The organism is Psychroflexus sp. MBR-150 (assembly GCF_053628795.1).
Genome location: NZ_JBRJHB010000004.1, coordinates 48,853 through 64,752, shown reverse-complemented (window position 1 = coordinate 64,752; position 15,900 = coordinate 48,853). Strand labels below are relative to the sequence as shown.

11 protein-coding genes are annotated in these 15,900 nt (G+C 35.1%); 8 read left to right on the top strand and 3 right to left on the bottom strand.

All coding sequences use genetic code 11. The annotated features are described in order from the left end of the window. Positions 1–61: 61 nt before the first annotated feature. The 7 genes from ACSSV5_RS03490 to ACSSV5_RS03460 all read left to right on the top strand — a co-directional run bounded on the left by ACSSV5_RS03490 (position 62) and on the right by ACSSV5_RS03460 (position 11,656). Positions 62–3,889: an efflux RND transporter permease subunit gene (locus ACSSV5_RS03490; RefSeq protein WP_454244794.1), complete on the top strand. Its 3,828-nt coding sequence runs from the start codon at positions 62–64 to the stop codon at positions 3,887–3,889. Beyond that, positions 3,886–5,118, top strand: coding sequence for a TolC family protein (locus ACSSV5_RS03485; RefSeq protein WP_454244793.1), 1,233 nt, complete (start codon positions 3,886–3,888; stop codon positions 5,116–5,118). Before ACSSV5_RS03490 ends, ACSSV5_RS03485 begins: the two co-directional genes overlap by 4 nt. 2 nt (positions 5,119–5,120) lie before the next feature. Beyond that, positions 5,121–7,133 (top strand): copper-translocating P-type ATPase, encoded by a 2,013-nt coding sequence (locus ACSSV5_RS03480; RefSeq protein ID WP_454244792.1) that lies wholly within the window; start codon positions 5,121–5,123, stop codon positions 7,131–7,133. Positions 7,134–7,144: 11 nt separating this feature from the next. After that, positions 7,145–8,836, top strand: a complete 1,692-nt coding sequence (locus ACSSV5_RS03475; RefSeq protein ID WP_454244791.1) for an efflux RND transporter periplasmic adaptor subunit — start codon at positions 7,145–7,147, stop codon at positions 8,834–8,836. Positions 8,837–8,928: 92 nt separating this feature from the next. After that, positions 8,929–9,660, top strand: coding sequence for a DUF5672 family protein (locus ACSSV5_RS03470; protein WP_454244790.1), 732 nt, complete (start codon positions 8,929–8,931; stop codon positions 9,658–9,660). Continuing rightward, a complete protein-coding gene (locus ACSSV5_RS03465) occupies positions 9,657–10,220 on the top strand; it encodes an L-threonylcarbamoyladenylate synthase (protein ID WP_454244789.1) in 564 nt (187 codons plus the stop codon). Before ACSSV5_RS03470 ends, ACSSV5_RS03465 begins: the two co-directional genes overlap by 4 nt. Before the next feature lie 5 nt (positions 10,221–10,225). Further along, positions 10,226–11,656, top strand: a complete 1,431-nt coding sequence (locus tag ACSSV5_RS03460) for a CCA tRNA nucleotidyltransferase (protein WP_454244788.1) — start codon at positions 10,226–10,228, stop codon at positions 11,654–11,656. A gap of 10 nt (positions 11,657–11,666) precedes the next feature. Here the strand turns inward: ACSSV5_RS03460 and ACSSV5_RS03455 are convergent, their stop codons facing one another. The 3 genes from ACSSV5_RS03455 to rlmH form a co-directional block, all read right to left on the bottom strand. Further along, a complete protein-coding gene (locus ACSSV5_RS03455) occupies positions 11,667–11,972 on the bottom strand; it encodes a hypothetical protein (protein WP_211066231.1) in 306 nt (101 codons plus the stop codon). Positions 11,973–11,996: 24 nt separating this feature from the next. Beyond that, positions 11,997–12,917, bottom strand: coding sequence for a lipoyl synthase (gene lipA / locus ACSSV5_RS03450; protein ID WP_247653600.1), 921 nt, complete (start codon positions 12,915–12,917; stop codon positions 11,997–11,999). Positions 12,918–13,044: 127 nt separating this feature from the next. Then, complete coding sequence (gene rlmH, locus ACSSV5_RS03445; RefSeq protein WP_211066232.1) at positions 13,045–13,518, bottom strand: 23S rRNA (pseudouridine(1915)-N(3))-methyltransferase RlmH; 474 nt, start codon at positions 13,516–13,518, stop codon at positions 13,045–13,047. Positions 13,519–13,805: 287 nt separating this feature from the next. Between rlmH and pta the strand changes: the two genes are divergently transcribed. Beyond that, positions 13,806–15,899 (top strand): phosphate acetyltransferase, encoded by a 2,094-nt coding sequence (pta, locus tag ACSSV5_RS03440; RefSeq protein ID WP_454244787.1) that lies wholly within the window; start codon positions 13,806–13,808, stop codon positions 15,897–15,899. Position 15,900: the final 1 nt, after the last annotated feature.

Here is a 15,900-nt window from a genome sequence, read left to right as displayed (position 1 = left end):
TTCTGATTTTTTTTCAGATTGAAAACCAATAATCGTGTATATATTTTAATATCAAATCTTTATGCTTAATAAAATCATTAAATATTTTTTAGAGAACAAGTTAGTTACTGTTCTAGTGCTTATAGTTTTTGTGACTTGGGGAGTTGTTACAGCACCTTTTGGCTGGGACACAGGTGTATTGCCTTCTGATCCTGTACCTGTAGATGCCATACCCGATATTGGCGAAAATCAACAAATTGTATTTACCGAATGGAAAGGGCGTTCACCACAAGATATCGAAGACCAAATATCTTATCCATTAACAACTTATTTGTTGGGAATTCCTGGTGTAAAATCTATCAGAAGTACATCAGTTTTTGGGTTTTCAAGTATTTTCATCATTTTTTCAGAAGACGTAGAGTTTTACTGGTCGCGATCTCGTATTATAGAAAAACTCAATGCTTTACCTTCTGGTCTTCTGCCTAATGATGTTCAGCCAGCACTTGGTCCCGATGCCACAGCTCTCGGTCAAGTCTATTGGTACACCATTGAAGGTAGAGATAAAAACGGCAACCCGACTGGTGGTTGGGATTTACACGAAATTAGAACTGTTCAAGATTTTTATGTCAAATACGGTTTAAACGCCACCGAAGGCGTTTCTGAAGTCGCTTCTATTGGTGGTTTTGTAAAAGAATATCAAATTGATGTCAATCCCGATGCCTTAAAGGCTTATGATATTCCACTGCACAAGGTAATGCAAGCTGTTCAAAAATCTAACAGAGATGTAGGTGCTAAGACTATCGAGATTAATCAGGCAGAATATTTAGTGCGTGGCTTGGGTTATGTCAAAAAAATAGAAGACATTGAAAAAGCGGTGGTTGCTGTGCAAGATAATGTGCCTGTTAGAATTGAAGATATCGGGGTTGTTACTTTAGGACCAGCTACTCGCAGAGGTCTGTTAGATAAAGACGGAGCAGAAGTTGTAGGTGGAGTAGTAGTGGCAAGATATGGAGCTAATCCACTACAAGTTATCAATAACCTCAAAGACAAAATCAAAGAAATTGCTCCTGGCTTACCCAAGAAAACCTTAGCAGACGGTAGAGAAAGTCAGTTAACTATCGTCCCATTTTATGACCGTTCTGAATTGATTTACGAAACCTTAGGTACGCTTGAAGAAGCCTTGTCTCTTGAGATACTCATTACTATTCTGGTAGTCATTGTGATGGTTTATAACTTAAGAGCTTCATTTTTAATTTCCAGTCTTTTACCCATAGCAGTGCTTATGGTTTTTATTGCGATGAAGTATTTTGATGTTACAGCCAATATTGTGGCTTTATCTGGTATTGCCATTGCCATTGGAACTATGGTCGATTTAGGCATTATCCTTTCAGAAAATATTATCAAACACTTAGATGAAGCTCCGCCAGGTCAAAAACTGATAGATAGCATTTACAACGGTGCATCTGAAGTAGCAACTGCCATTTTAACAGCCGTATCGACCACCATTGTTAGCTTTATCCCTGTATTTACGATGCAGGCTGCTGAAGGCAAACTCTTTGGTCCTTTAGCTTTTACCAAAACTTTTGCTTTAGTGGCGGCTTTGTTGGTTAGTTTATTAATTATGCCAACGTTAGCACAGTGGTTTTTTGGGTTTAAAATAAAAAATAAAAAGTTTAAGCAATATGGTAATTATATTCTGATCTTGCTTGGAATTGTAGCACTTTTCTATAATCAAGAATGGGCTGGTGTATTGCTCATGTTATTTGGAGCTATCAGCATCCTAAAAATGTATTTTCAAGATAAGAAAGATAAGTTTTCTAAGCCATTATTATTTTGTTATAATTATGCTGAATTAATTGTGGTGCTTTTTGGTGTAGTCTGGCTATTAGCTCAATATTGGTTACCACTTGGTGCGTCTAAATCTCTATTTATAAACTTAGTGTTTGTCGTCTTATTAGTCAGTATAATTCTCGGACTATTTAGACTTTTAGAGTACAAATACAAAAGCCTTCTTATCTGGTGTCTAAATAATAAAGTTAAATTTTTACTGCTTCCAGCATTACTCATACTGCTTGGTGCCAATATATGGTTAGGTTTCAACACCATCTTTGGATTTGTGTCCAAAGGGTTTGACAAAATCGGGGTAAATATCAACGACACAGAAGTTTGGTCAAGTTTAGCTAAAACATTTCCTGGCATAGGAAAAGAGTTTATGCCAGCCCTTGATGAAGGCACTTTTCTGTTGATGCCTACTTCAATGCCACATTCGGGAATTGAATACAACAGAAAGGTTTTAGGGCAATTAGATATGCTGATCACCAACATCCCCGAAGTTGAATTAACGGTTGGAAAATTAGGACGCGTTGAATCGGCATTAGATCCAGCACCAATTTCAATGTATGAAAATATCATCAATTACAGACCTGAGTATATTCTTAACAAAAAAGGTCATAAGCAACGCTTTAAAGTAGATGATAAAGGTCGATTTATTACCAAAAACAAAGATACATTGACCAATAGCGAAGGTTTAAAACAAGGCATTGAAGCCGATCAGCTTATTGGCGATGACGACGGAAAATACTACCGCAACTGGCGTGAGCACATTCAATCGCCAGATGATATTTGGAACGAACTCATCAAAAAAATCAGTTATATACCTGGAATCACATCTGCACCAAAATTACAGCCTATAGAAACGCGCTTGGTGATGCTTCAAACGGGAATGCGAGCACCTATGGGAATCAAAGTGTATGGACCAGATTTAAAAACCATTGAAAACTTTGGGTTACAATTAGAAAATATCCTTAAAGATGTTCCTTCGGTTAAAAAAGAAGCTGTTTTTGCTGATCGAATCATTGGTAAACCTTATCTACATCTCAATATTAACCGAGAAGAAATTTCACGCTATGGTCTCAACATTGAAGATGTTCAACAAACCATAGAAACGGCTATTGGTGGTATGAAAATAACTTCCACCGTTGAAGGTAGAGAGCGTTTTCCTGTTAGAGTTCGTTACCCTAGAGAATTAAGAAACGACCAAGAAAGCATTGGTAAAATTTTGATATCAACGCCAACTGGATCCCAAATCCCTTTATCTCAAATCATTGATTTTGAGTATGTCCGTGGACCACAAGCTATCAAGAGTGAAGAAACTTTTTTAGTGGGTTATGTGCTTTTTGATAAACGTGATGGTTTTTCAGAGGTTACGGTAATAAATGATGCTCAAAAAACCATAAACGACAAAATTGACAGTGGTGAGTTGAATGTTCCCTCTGGTGTAAGTTATAAGTTTTCAGGAAATTACGAAAATCAAGTTAGAGCCGAGAAACGCCTGTCTATTATCGTCCCTATAGTGCTTGTTATTGTTTTTCTTATACTTTACTTCCAATTTAAGTCTGTAAGCACATCTCTTATGGTGTTTACAGGAATTGCAATAGCTTTTAGTGGTGGTTTTATTGTTTTATGGCTCTATGGTCAACATTGGTTTGCTGATTTTTCGCTTTTTGGAACAAATTTTAGAGACTTGTTTCAAATACATACCATCAATTTAAGTGTGGCCGTTTGGGTTGGTTTTATTGCATTGTTCGGCATAGCAACTGACAATGGGGTTTTGATAGCAACTTACTTAGACCAAAGCTTTAAAAGAAATAAAACCAAAAGTCTTGAGGCCATTAGGTTTGCCACTGTAGAAGCTGGTCAACGTAGAATTAAGCCAGCTGTAATGACATCAGCCACTACCATCATTGCTTTATTGCCTATTCTTACATCAGCTGGACGTGGCTCAGATATCATGATACCAATGGCTATTCCATCAATTGGCGGGATGGTTTTTGCAGCCATTACCTTCTTTATCGTTCCCGTTATTTATTGTTGGAGAGAAGAGCGTAAACTTTCAAAAACACAATTATGAAAAAGTATATCCTTATTTTAATAGCTGTCATAGGCATACATTCAGTTGGCATAAGTCAATCGTTAAATGATTATTTCAAAATAGCTGCTGAAAACAATCCTGGCTTACAGGCTAAATACAAATCGTTTGAAGCAGCTATGGAAAAAGTGGCTCAGAGCAGCAGCCTTCCTGATCCTAGTTTATCATTTGGTTATTTTATTTCGCCTGTTGAAACACGTGTTGGCCCACAGCAAGCCAAGTTTTCATTAACACAAATGTTTCCGTGGTTTGGCACTTTAAAAGCACAGGGAGATGCTGCTACGTTTTTTGCTGAAGCCAAATACCAAGCGTTTTTAGATGCCCGAAATCAATTGTATTATAAAGTAGCAGCAGCTTATTATCCGCTTTATGAATTAAATGAATTTATAGAAATTGAATTAGAAAATCAACGCATATTAAAGTCCTATAAAACCATTGCAACAACCCAGTTCGGTAACGACAAAGGAACTATGGTTGATGTATTACGTGTTGATATTATGCTGAAAGATGCTACAACAAATCTTTCTGTTCTTAACAAAAAAATAAAACCACTTGAAACTCGATTTAACAAGTTGCTCAATAGAAATGAAACTTCAAAGATCCTTATTCAAGATACTTTACAAGTTATACCGATGAGCAATAATTATAGAAAGGATTCTCTTTTAGTAGCTAATCCTATGCTTGAACAATTGGATTTAAAAGTCAAAGCCAGTGAAGCTCAAGAGCAAGCAGCTGTCAAACAAGGATTGCCCAAATTTGGCGTGGGAATTGATTATGCCATTGTTGAAGAACGGTCAAATGTTTCTCTCTCTGACAATGGTCAGGATGTTTTAATGCCTATGTTAAGTTTGAGTATTCCTATTTTCAGAGGAAAGTATAAAGCTGCCAAAAAAGAAGCCCAATTGATGCAAGAAGCCTACAAATTACAAAAAGAAGACCTTACAAATAATTTGATAAGTTCTTATGATTTAACTTGGTTTGAAATTCAAAAACAATTGGAATTCATAACTTTATACCAAGAACAAATACAAACATCAAAACAATCCTTGCGTCTTTTATTCAGAGCGTATAGCGATTCAGGTAAAGAGTTTGAAGAAGTGTTGCGTATGCAACAACAAATCTTGAAGTATCAAAAAATGAAAGTTAAAGCTTTAGCTCAATACCATACTGCTTTAGCTCAATTAGATTATTTAACTGCTAAAACACAATAATTATGGAACCTAAATCTCATAAACATTCATCATCAAAAAACGGTCATGAAAATCATGACCATCACGACCATCATGCTATGATGATTAAAGATTTCAAAAAACGTTTTTGGATTTCTTTAGTCTTAACTCTACCAATAGTTGTACTCGCTCCAATGATTCAAGGATTGTTGAATTATGAGCTTCGTTTTGAAGGCGACCGATATATTCAATTTGCCTTGTCAACTATCATCTTTTTCTATGGTGGTTGGCCTTTTCTAAAAGGACTATTCGATGAAGTTAAAAAGAAAACACCAGGCATGATGACACTCATTGCTCTCGCTATCTCAGTAGCGTATTTCTACAGTTCGGCTGTCGTATTTGGTCTTGAGGGTAAGATTTTCTTTTGGGAATTGGCTAGCTTGATTGTTATTATGCTTCTCGGTCATTGGATAGAAATGAAATCGGTTATGGGAGCATCTAATGCTCTTCAAGAACTCGCCAAAATGATGCCTTCTACTGCGAGAAAAATTAACAAAAATGGTGATCACGAAGATGTCTCTATTGAAGACTTACAAGCAAATGACACTATCTTGGTTAGACCAGGTGAAAAAATTCCTGCAGATGGTGTTGTATTAGAAGGCGAAAGCCATGTCAATGAGTCTATGCTTACGGGCGAATCAAAACCTGTAGCAAAACAAAAAGACGATCAAGTAATTGGTGGCTCTATTAATGATAAAGGGACATTAAAAATCAAAGTCAAACATACGGGTGAAGATTCTTATTTGACTAAAGTAATTGGTATGGTCAAAGAAGCCCAAAAGGTCAAATCTAAAACTCAAAACTTGGCCGATAAAGCTGCAGCATGGCTATTTTATGTTGCTCTTGGTGCTGGTATCACCACGCTTATTGTTTGGCTAAGCCTTGGAAAAGATTTTGTATATGCCTTGGAACGTATGGTTACGGTAATGATTATTTCGTGTCCACATGCCTTAGGTCTTGCAGTTCCATTGGTTGTAGCTATTTCAACTGCAGTTTCTGCTAAAAACGGATTGCTGATTCGCAACAGAACAGCTTTTGAAAATGCACGTAAATTAACGGCAATTATATTCGACAAAACAGGAACTTTAACTAAAGGTGAATTTGGCGTAACGCGTTTTAAAAGCACGTCAGATAAACTATCAGACAAAGAACTGCTACAAATGGCTGCATCAGTCGAAAACAGTTCTGAACATCCTATTGCTGGCGGTATTGTCAAAAAAGCAAAATCAGAAGAATTGTCATTAAACGAACCTGAAAACTTTCAAAATATCACAGGAAAAGGAATAAAAGCAACGCTTAATGATCAGCAAATACAAATTGTAAGTCCAGGTATGCTGAAAGAATTGAACATAGATATGCCATCAGAGGCTTTTAAAACAGAAGATGAAACGGTAGTCTTTGTCTTATTAGATGACAACTTGGTTGGTTTTATTGCCTTAGCTGACGAAATTAGACCTGAATCTATGTCTGCCATTCAAACTTTGAAAGATAGAGGTATAAAAGTCTTTATGGCTACTGGAGATAACGATAAAGTTGCAAAAGCAGTCAGTCAACAATTGTCCTTAGACAAATACTATGCTGAAGTGCTTCCAGAGGACAAACAAAACATCATTAAAGATTTACAAGACAAAGGAGAGTTTGTTGCCATGACAGGTGATGGCGTAAACGATGCTCCTGCACTTGCTCAAGCCAATGTTGGTATTGCTGTTGGTTCAGGCACCGATGTCGCTGCTGAAACCGCGGATATTGTTTTGGTCAATAGCAATCCTAAAGACATTGCCAACTTGGTAGTGTTTGGTGCAGCTACATACAACAAGATGCTACAAAACCTTTGGTGGGCAGCTGGTTATAATATTTTAGCTATACCATTGGCAGCTGGTGTTCTAGCAAGTATAGGCATTATTTTAAGTCCAGCTATTGGAGCCGTTTTAATGAGTTTAAGCACAGTGATAGTGGCTATAAATGCTCAATTACTTAAAAAACAAATCAAAAATTAAAAATGAAAACAATGAATAAAAAAAGAATAATTATTATATCAAGCACACTTGTTATAGGGATATTGCTTGGATGGGTGATTTTTGGTGGTTCATCATCAAACAGTAACAAAGAAGACAACCATACCTCGGTCAAAAATTCACAAAATCAAACTTGGACTTGCTCAATGCATCCTCAAATACGTCAAAATGAACCTGGCAATTGCCCAATATGTGGAATGAAATTGATTCCTGTTGGCTCTGAAGATATTACTGAACTTGACCCTATGGCGATAAGTATGTCGCCTACCGCTATGCAGTTGGCACAAGTCCAAACTTTAGAAGTAAGCTCGGGTAGTAGCCAAAAATCTGTTCGCCTAAATGGCAAAGTTCAAGCTGATGAACGCTTGCTATATACACAATCTTCTCACATCCCTGGTAGAATTGAAAAACTGACAGTGAATTTTACAGGTGAATTTGTAAATAAAGGAGAAGTTATCGCTTATATCTATTCTCCTGAATTGGTAACTGCACAAGAAGAACTCTTTGAAGCTAAAAAAATTAAAGCTACACAACCTGCACTATTTAGGGCAGCCAAAGAAAAATTAAAAAATTGGAAACTTTCTGACAATCAAATAGAGCAAATTTTAAATTCTGATGAAGTTATAGAAGAATTTCCCGTATTGGCTAATGTATCAGGCTATGTGACGAAAAAAATGATAAACATAGGTGATTATATCAAACAAGGAACAGTTATTTATGAAATTGCTGACCTCTCTAAAGTCTGGGTCATGTTTGATGTTTATGAATCTGATCTTAATTCAGTTAAAGTAGATGATGAGGTAAATTTCACGATTAAAGCCTTACCAGGTAAACAATTCAAAGGAAAGGTGTCTTATCTCGACCCTATGATTAATCCCCAAACAAGAGTAGCTCAAGCAAGGGTTGAACTCCCAAACCCTAATTATAAACTCTTGCCAGAAATGTTTGTTAGCGGTGTGGTAAAAGCTAAAACTGAAAACAACAACCAAATCAGTGTACCAAAATCTGCCGTGATGTGGACTGGAAAACGCTCTGTGGTTTATGTGATGCATCAAACCGCAAAAGGTGTCAGTTTTAAAATGCGAAAAGTGATTTTGGGTGAAAACTTAGGCGAAAACTATATAATAGAATCTGGGTTGCAAGATGGCGATAAAATTGCCGTAAATGGAACATTTAGTATTGATGCTGCTGCTCAACTATCAGGTAAACCTAGTATGATGAATCCCGAAGGCGGTGTAGCTATGACAGGACACCATCACGGAAATATGGATATGCCGAAGACAAATCAAACTCATTCAGCTAAAGATAATGAAACCATTATTCAGCTTATTAATAATTATATTGAATTAAAAAATAGTTTGGTAAACGATAACTTTGAAGCTTCAAAACAAGCATATCAAAATCTTTTATCAAAACTTTCAAACTATAGCGATACTACTTTTAAAAATTTAAATGAGATTAAAAACATTGAAGATTTAAGAGACAGTTTTATAAAAATTTCTGATGAAATTATAGCTATCGTAAAATCTTCAAATCCAACCGATAACAAAATTTATGTGCAACATTGTCCAATGGCTAATCAAAGTCAGGGTGCGTCTTGGTTGAGTTTTTCTAAAGAAATCAAAAATCCATATTACGGCGCTTCAATGCTGAAATGTGGCAGTGTGATTGATTCTATGCCGTAATATAAAATGTGTTTGATGTGACAAAAAAACGTCTAAAACGATAAAAAGAGTTAAACCTTCTGATAATTAATTAAATTTGTAAAAAAATGTAAGTGTTATTTAAAATCGTCGTTCCACTTTATAGAAACAATCTATCTGATAATGAATGGTTATCGTTAAACAATATATCTAAGTATTATTCCAAATCAGATATATGTCTATGCATACCTAAAAATCTTCTATTAGGTGAAAGTTTAAACAAATATGAAAATGTGAGATTTGATGACTTTTTTTTTGAAAGTGTTTCATCTTACAATAAACTTATGCTAAGTCAAGTTTTTTATGAAAGTTTTAAATCATATAAATACATTTTAATACACCAGTTAGATGCTTATATTTTTAAAGATGAATTAAAATTGTGGTGTGATAAAGATTATGATTATGTAGGTGCTCCATGGTTAAAATCAGAAAATCCTTTTAATAATTTATATAAAAGCAAAAAACTCAAAGATAGAGAACCCATTTTTTACAATGTTGGTAATGGTGGCTTTTCACTTAGAAAAGTAAAAACATTTTTGAAATTTATCGAAAAATATGATGACATTATTACACGACATGAAAATCATCCTTTATATAATATTGAAGATGTTTTTTGGTCATTAATTGCACCAAAATATATTGAATTTGTAATCCCTGATTATAAAGAAGCTGCAAAGTTTAGTTTGGATAGAAAACCGAAAATTGGTCTAAAAATAAATGAAGGTCAATTGCCTTTTGGTTGTCACGGTTTTGAAAAGTCTAAAACTAAATCTTTTTGGCAAAAATACATTCAACATCTCTCATGAACACATTAGATATTCTAACCCCTTTAAATTATATAAAAAATCACAAAACAATCCTTTACCCAACCGACACCGTTTGGGGCATTGGTTGTGATGCCACCGATGAAAATGCGGTAAAAAAAGTCTATCAACTCAAACAACGAGATGATTCTAAGGCTTTGGTTTGCTTAGTAAAAGACGTCGATATGTTATCAAAATATGTTGAAAGCATTCCTGATATGGCTTTAGAATATTTAAAACAAACCGAAAGACCCACAACTATTATTTACCCCAAAGCCAAACATTTAGCCAGAAATCTCATCGCTAAAGATGGCTCGATTGCCATAAGGATTTGCCAAACTGAATTTTGTCAAAACCTATTAAAAGAATTTGGTAAACCTATTGTTTCAACTTCGGCAAACATCAGTGGAACACCAACGCCAAAAGGATTTAAGGATATTCAACAAGAAATTTTAACGGGCGTTGACTATGTCGTAAATTTGCAAAATCAAAACAGCGATACTAAACCTTCAAGAATTATTAAATTTAACGAAAAAGGTCAAGTGCAAATTATTAGAGACTAACTTAAATGATGTCAAAACACACCGAAGCATTAACACATCCTATTTTTAAAATTATATCTGAAGTCGCAGATGAATTGAGTTTAGACACCTATGTTATTGGTGGTTATGTGCGTGATTATTTTCTCAACAAACAAAAAGTTAAAGACATTGATATTGTTTGCGTTGGCAATGGGATTCACTTGGCTGAACAAATTGCAAAAGCTTTAGGAATCAACAAAAAACAAGTTAAAATCTTTAAACGTTTTGGCACAGCAATGTTGCATTACAAAGGTATTGACATCGAGTTTGTCGGGGCGAGAAAAGAGTCTTATGCCAAAGATAGTCGCAATCCAGAAGTTGAGCCTGGAAGCCTTGAAGATGACCAAAACCGAAGAGATTTTACGATAAATGCATTGGCTTTACAACTTAATTCATCAGATTTTGGACAACTTTTAGATCCATTTGATGGCATTCAAGATCTCAAAGACAAAGTCATAAAAACACCGCTTGAACCAGAAGTTACTTTTTCTGATGATCCTTTGCGGATGATGCGAGCCGTTCGATTTTCAAGTCAATTGCATTTTCAGATTGAAGAACAAACTTTTAAAGCTATTCAACAACAAGCTGAGCGTCTCAAAATTGTTTCGCCCGAGCGTATTATTGATGAGTTTAATAAAATTATGATGACACCCAAACCTTCTTTTGGGTTAAAATTGTTATTGAAAGCAAATTTATTAAAACACTTTTTACCAGAACTCACAGCACTTCAAGGCGTTGATGAAGTTGAAGGACAAACGCATAAAGAAAACTTTTGGCACACCTTAGAAGTGGTGGATAATATTTCAGAAAACACAGAAAATCTATGGCTTCGTTGGGCTGCACTGTTACACGATATCGGTAAAGCACCCACCAAACGCTTTGATAAAAACATTGGTTGGACATTTCACGGACACGAGTTTAAAGGCTCAAAAATGGTTTATAAACTCTTTAAACGCTTAAAAATGCCTTTGAACGAAAAGATGAAATACGTTCAAAAGCTCGTCTTTATGAGTTCGCGACCTATCGCCGTGGTTGATTCAAACGTCACTGATTCTGCCGTTAGACGACTTATTTTTGATGCTGGCGATGATTTAGAAGACTTAATGACACTTTGCGAAGCAGACATTACTACAAAAAATCCTAAACGTTTTAAAGCTTATCACAATAACTTTAAGCGAGTTCGGGATAAAATTAAAGACGTTGAAGAACGCGATCATATCAGAAATTTTCAGCCTCCAATCAGTGGTGAAGAAATTATGAAAGCCTTTAATATCAAACCTTCAAAAGAAATCGGCATCATAAAATCTGCCATTAAAGAAGCCATTCTCGAAGGAGAAATTCCAAACGAGAAAGAAGCGGCTCGGGAATTTATGCTTCAAAAAGGGAAAGAGTTGGGGTTAAAACCAGATAAAAATTAAAGGCTTCTTACTAAGACAATTTATGACCTAACCTGATCAATCTTTTGCGTTGAATCATATAAAAAATAAACGAAATAAAAGGAATGATAAATAAGCTTAAAATCCAAAAGCTTTTATTGTAAATTTTGTTCCGTATCATATCATTCAAAATGATAATCCAAGTCGAAAAAAACATCATTAATCCAAAAGTCAATAAAAACTCAGGATAATTCCAATGATTTAGCTTTGCAAAAGCACCTAAAATCATCACTAAAGTATTTCCAATAACTAAAAACCAAACTACGTTTTGACTTATTTTAAAATCATTACTTTCCATAAGATATAATTTTAAATTAAAATACTATTCTATATGCTTTTGTGCTTTATAAGATGAACGTACTAAAGCACTGCTTTCTACGTGTCTAAAACCGAGTTCTTTTCCTATAGTTTCATATTTTTTAAATTGGTCTGGCGTGATGAATTGTTTGACTGGTAAATGCTGTTTACTCGGTTGTAAATATTGACCAATCGTCACTACATCGACATCAACAGAACGTAAATCTTTTAAGGTTTGAATAACTTCTTCTTCTTTTTCGCCAAGACCGAGCATTATACCAGATTTAGTCCTGTGAATACCTTGTTGCTTTAAATATTCTAAAACGCCGAGACTTCTATCGTATTTGGCTTGAATACGCACTTCACGAGTTAAACGTCTTACCGTTTCCAAATTGTGTGAAACCACTTCAGGACTGACTTCTATAATGCGGTCTATATTTCTTTTGACGCCTTGAAAATCAGGGATTAAGGTTTCTAAAGTCGTTTCAGGATTCATACGTCTTATGGCTTGAACGGTTTCTGCCCAAATGATAGATCCCATATCTTTTAAATCATCACGGTCAACACTTGTTACTACAGCATGCTTGATGCCCATAATTTTGATGGATCGTGCTACTTTCTCGGGTTCGTCCCAAGCTACATCTTCAGGACGACCGGTTTTAACGCCACAAAAACCACACGAGCGTGTGCAAACATTACCCAAAATCATAAAAGTTGCTGTGCCTTCACCCCAACACTCGCCCATATTAGGGCAACTACCAGAAGTGCAAATGGTATGTAAATCGTATTTATCTACAAGTTTACGCAGATTTCTGTATTTTTCACCTGTGGGTAATTTCACCCTTAACCATTTGGGTTTACCTTTGGTAGTAGTTTGTTTATCAGTAGTTTTATTGACAACTTTTGATGTTTCTTTGATATCTGGCGTAGCAACTGCAGTGCTCATAGTTTTCAATTTTATACAAATTTAAAAAATAAAGATGAGTTAGCTTTACATATTGTGTTTTCAAGCTGAATATTAAGAAATCTTTTAAGATTGATGATGAAAAATCAACCATTAAGAAATATTAAAACTAATCGTGATGATAAGGCAAATTGTGAATGATAGAAAACGCTCGATAGGTTTGCTCAACATAGATCAATCGTATCATCTCGTGGGTAAAGGTCATTGGAGATAGTGCTATTTTTTGGTGGGCACGTCGGTAGATATCTTTTGAAAACCCATAAGGTCCACCGATAAGAAAACACAAGGTTTTTGTGCCTGCATTCATTTTATTTTGATAGAATTTAGCAAAATCCCGCGAAGTCAAAGATTTTCCTTTTTCGTCTAACAAAACAACCCAATCTGATGTGCTAAGATGTTTTAAAAACAATTCCGCTTCTTTAGATTTTTGCTGGTCTTCACTTATGCTTTTAGTGTTTTTGATATCTGGTAAACTCACAATTTCAAAATTGATAAAGTGTTGCAGTCGTTTTTGAAAATGTTGAATCAAACTTTCTATTTCATTTTGTTTGGTTTGACCGATTTGTAGAAGTTTGATGTTCATTCTAAATAAAATTATCTAAGTTTAAATTCCAAATTTAACGAAGTATATTCTTATAAATATAACAGATGACTGAGATAATAAACAAAACATGGCGAACTTTGCGAAACCTTTGTGCCCATTGCGGTTAAAAACTAAACATCGGTTACTTTAGTGTTTAATATGAGAAACATCATATTTTTTAATATCTATCTTAAACTTTATTTTTCTCTTAAGATAAAAATTGTTAAAATACCTGACATTTGCAAATTAAATATTTTCTATTCTCAATTTGAATTAAAAAATTAAAAATGAACAAAGGAATTTATATTGCAACCAGTGAACCCAATAGCGGAAAATCTATTGTTACTTTAGGTTTGATGCGAATGTTATTAACCAAAACGGCTAAAGTAGGTTATTTTAGACCAATTATCGACAACAATTCTCCAGGCAAAAAAGACAACCATATCAATACTGTTCTTTCTCATTTTGGTTTGAACATCAAATATGAGGAAGCTTATGCGTTTACACGTTCAGAATTTATCAGTAAACGCAATGCTGATCAAGATGGTGAAATTTTAGATATCATTATTGAAAAATATAAAGCCCTTGAAGACCGCAACGATTTTATGTTGGTTGAAGGCACTGATTTTTCTGGTGAAGGCACAGCTATAGAATTAGATGCCAATATTTTGATTGCTAAAAATCTTGGGCTACCAACAGTTATTGTTTCCACAGGCGTAGGAAAAAGTTTAAATGAATTTATAAATGGTTTACATTTAGCTTACGATTCTTTTGATGACAAAGGCGTTAAAGTTTCTGCTGTAATTGCTAACAAGGTTCAAGAAGAAAATTTACAAACTGTTATTAATGGCGTAGAAAAGCATTTACCAAAAGATATTATTGTCAATGCTATTCCTTTAACTTCTGGCTTGAAAAACCCTACGGTCAAAGAAATTGCTAAATCTATTGAAGCTAAAGTTTTATTTGGAGAAGATTATTTGAATAACCAAAGCAACAGTTTTAAAGTAGGAGCAATGCAATTGAGAAATTATCTGACATATCTTGAAGAGAACTGCTTGATCATCACACCTGGCGATAGAGCAGATATCATTCTCGGTGCACTTCAAGCTAATATTTCGAGTAATTATCCTAAAATTTCTGGCATTGTTTTGACTGGCGGATTGGTGCCAGAAGCGTCTATTGCAAAACTCATAGACGGCTTGCAATATGTAGTGCCTATTCTTTCTGTAAAACAAGGCACATTTGAAGTCGCTAATAAAATTGGTAATATGCGCTCACATATGTATGCGGATAACAAAGAAAAAATCATGTTGTCCTTAAATACATTTGAAAAATATTGCGATGTAGAAAGACTTTCAGACAAGCTGATTACTTTTACAAACAAAGGGATGACGCCGAGAATGTTTCAATACAACCTCCTTAAACGAGCCAAAAAACAGCGTAAACATATCGTTTTGCCCGAAGGTAACGACGATAGAATTATCACAGCAACATCTCAACTGGCTTTGATGGATTTTGTAGATTTAACCCTTCTCGGTGAACGAAATAAAATTAAAGAAGCCATCTCAAGATTAGGTTTAAGTTTGGATTTTAATCAAGTGAATATCATCAATCCTTTAGATTCTGAATATATAGATGATTTTGCACAAACGCTTTACGAGCAACGCAAACACAAAGGAATGACCATTGATATTGCCGAAGATTTAATCAGAGATGTGTCTTATTTTGGCACGATGATGGTTTACAAAGGCTTGGCAGATGGAATGGTTTCAGGTGCAGCTCATACCACGCAACATACCATAAAACCCGCTTTGCAATTTATTAAGATGAAACCTGATGTTTCTGTCGTTTCATCTGTGTTTTTTATGTGTCTCGAAAATCGAGTTTCAGTATTTGGCGATTGTGCGATTAACCCTAATCCTAATGCAGAACAATTAGCTGAAATTGCTATTTCGTCAGCCGAATCAAGTCAAGCCTTTGGCATTGAACCCAGAATAGCAATGCTGTCTTATTCTTCAGGTTCATCGGGCAAAGGCGAAGATGTGGATAAAGTAAGAAAAGCCACAGAGATTGTAAAATCTAAACGACCAGAACTCAACATAGAAGGTCCAATTCAATATGATGCGGCTGTTGATATGGCTGTTGGGCAAAGTAAAATACCTAACTCTAAAGTTGCTGGACAAGCTACAGTTTTGATATTTCCTGACTTAAATACAGGAAATAATACCTATAAAGCCGTTCAACGTGAAACAGGTGCTGTGGCCATAGGTCCGATGTTGCAGGGCTTAAATAAACCCGTAAACGATCTAAGTCGAGGTTGCACAGTTGACGATATTTTTAACACTGTGGTGATTACCGCTATTCAAGCTCAAGATATTTAAT

Coding starts and splice junctions, on each gene's coding strand:
- ACSSV5_RS03490 (WP_454244794.1), top strand. CDS start 62: ATGCTTAATAAAATCATTAAATATTTTTTAGAGAACAAGTTAGTTACT.
- ACSSV5_RS03485 (WP_454244793.1), top strand. CDS start 3,886: ATGAAAAAGTATATCCTTATTTTAATAGCTGTCATAGGCATACATTCA.
- ACSSV5_RS03480 (WP_454244792.1), top strand. CDS start 5,121: ATGGAACCTAAATCTCATAAACATTCATCATCAAAAAACGGTCATGAA.
- ACSSV5_RS03475 (WP_454244791.1), top strand. CDS start 7,145: ATGAATAAAAAAAGAATAATTATTATATCAAGCACACTTGTTATAGGG.
- ACSSV5_RS03465 (WP_454244789.1), top strand. CDS start 9,657: ATGAACACATTAGATATTCTAACCCCTTTAAATTATATAAAAAATCAC.
- ACSSV5_RS03460 (WP_454244788.1), top strand. CDS start 10,226: ATGATGTCAAAACACACCGAAGCATTAACACATCCTATTTTTAAAATT.
- ACSSV5_RS03455 (WP_211066231.1), bottom strand. CDS start 11,972: ATGGAAAGTAATGATTTTAAAATAAGTCAAAACGTAGTTTGGTTTTTA.
- lipA (WP_247653600.1), bottom strand. CDS start 12,917: ATGAGCACTGCAGTTGCTACGCCAGATATCAAAGAAACATCAAAAGTT.
- rlmH (WP_211066232.1), bottom strand. CDS start 13,518: ATGAACATCAAACTTCTACAAATCGGTCAAACCAAACAAAATGAAATA.
- pta (WP_454244787.1), top strand. CDS start 13,806: ATGAACAAAGGAATTTATATTGCAACCAGTGAACCCAATAGCGGAAAA.